The 1,768-nt window shown below is 60.1% G+C and carries 1 protein-coding gene; it reads right to left on the bottom strand.

Annotated elements, in window-relative coordinates; all coding sequences use genetic code 11:
* On the bottom strand, nt 1-1,768 hold a 1,768-nt coding region (locus V6C07_RS12185), incomplete at both ends, for a VCBS domain-containing protein (RefSeq protein WP_333536748.1).

Raw genomic sequence — 1,768 nt, 5'->3', positions numbered from 1 at the left:
TCACCGTATCCCCGGCGTCCACATCCGCAGGCGTGGGAAGCGAGCCGCGTATGCCGGCCTGATCCTCATTGATGGCCGCCACGGCAGCGCTGACCTGCGGGGCATCGTTGGTTCCGTGGATAGTGATGGTTATGGTGTTGGACGCTGTTGCGCCGTGCTGATCGGTGACAGTATAGGTGAAGGTTTCACTCAGCTGGCTGCCCACGCCCAGTTGCTGGACGGCAGGCAGGGCGTTGTTGAGGCTGTAGCTGTAGCTGCCGTCAGCCAGCAGGGTGAACGAGCCGTACTGGCCGGGGGTGGAGGGCTGAGCCAGAAAACTCACCGTATCCCCGGCGTCCACATCCGCAGGCGTGGGAAGCGAGCCGCTGATGCCGGCCTGATCCTCATTGATGGCCGCCACGGCAGCGCTGACCTGCGGGGCGTCGTTCGTGCCGTGAATGGTGATGGTTATGGTGTTGGTGGCCGTGCCTCCGTGATTATCATACACCGTATAGGTAAAAACATCGGTCAGTTGTTGCCCGTAGGCCAAACTTTGCAAGCCGGGCGCTGCATAGTTCAATACGTAGGTATAGTTGCCGGCGGCATCCACGCTGAGGCTGCCGTACTGTCCGGGTGTGTTGTGCTGTTCAGTGAAGTTGAGGCTGTCATTGGCGTCCACGTCATGTGGAGTGGGCAGGGTTCCGCCCACAAGCCCCTGATGCTCGGTCAACGAGGCTGAAGAGGCTGCCACGGTGGGATTGTCGTTGGTTCCGTTGATGGTGATGGTCAGTGTTTTGCTGACGTTGCTCTGGCCGTCTGTGACGGTGAAAACAAATTGTTCTGTAAGCGTGTCACCTTGGCTAAGCGCCTGAACTTCCGGTCGCGTGCTGTCCAGAACGTAGCTGTAGTTGCCCTGGGCATCCAGGGTAAGCACCCCATAGGTCCCCACACTGCCTGCTTGCGGTATGAACTGCGGCACATCCCCCGCGTCCACATCATGCGGCGTCGGCAGAACGCCCATGAGCACAGGGCCGTCTTCGTCCGTCGTTGCTGTGGCGGCCGACACCGTGGGTACATCATTAGTGCCGTATATGGTTATGACAAGGCTGCCGGAAGCCGTACCTCCGTGACCGTCATCCACCGTGTAGGTGAGCGTTTCTGTCAGAAAATCGCCCGCACCCAACTGCTGGACGGCAGGCAGGCTGTTGTCCAGCGTGTAGATAAAGGTTCCATCGGCGTTGAGACTGAGGCTGCCGTAGAGTCCGGGCGTGTTGGTCTGCACCAGATACTGGGGAGAATCGCCAGCGTCGATATCCTGGGGAGTGGGCAAGGTGCCTGTGGTTTGATCTTGATCCTCAAGTATTGAGGTGGCCGCAGAGGGCACCGTGGGCGCGTCGTTGAGACCATGGATGGTAATGGTGACCGTGTTGGAGATGGTTCCGCCTTTACCGTCATCCATTGCGTAGGTGAATGTTTCTGTGAGCGTCTGGCCTGCTGCCAGCCCCTGTACGCTCGGCAGGGCGCTGTCCAACGTGTAGGCGTAGGCTCCGCCGGCATCAACGCTGAATGTTCCATATTGACCAGAAATGCCGTTTTGCGCCACAAACGACAGGTTGTGTCCAGCCGCATTCTGCGGGGTAGGAATTTGACCGCTAACGTCAGTGTCGTCTTCTGTCAGGCTGGCATAGGCTGCTATGGCGGTGGGCCCCGTGCCGCCGCCGGGTCCTGTTCCTTGACCGGGCCCCGTGCCGTCGTCAGGATCAGTTCCTCCACCGGGGTCAGTGCCGCC

Source organism: Desulfovibrio sp. 1214_IL3152, from assembly GCF_036763055.1.
Lineage (GTDB): Bacteria > Desulfobacterota > Desulfovibrionia > Desulfovibrionales > Desulfovibrionaceae > Desulfovibrio.
This window is presented reverse-complemented; position numbering and strand designations above follow the sequence as displayed.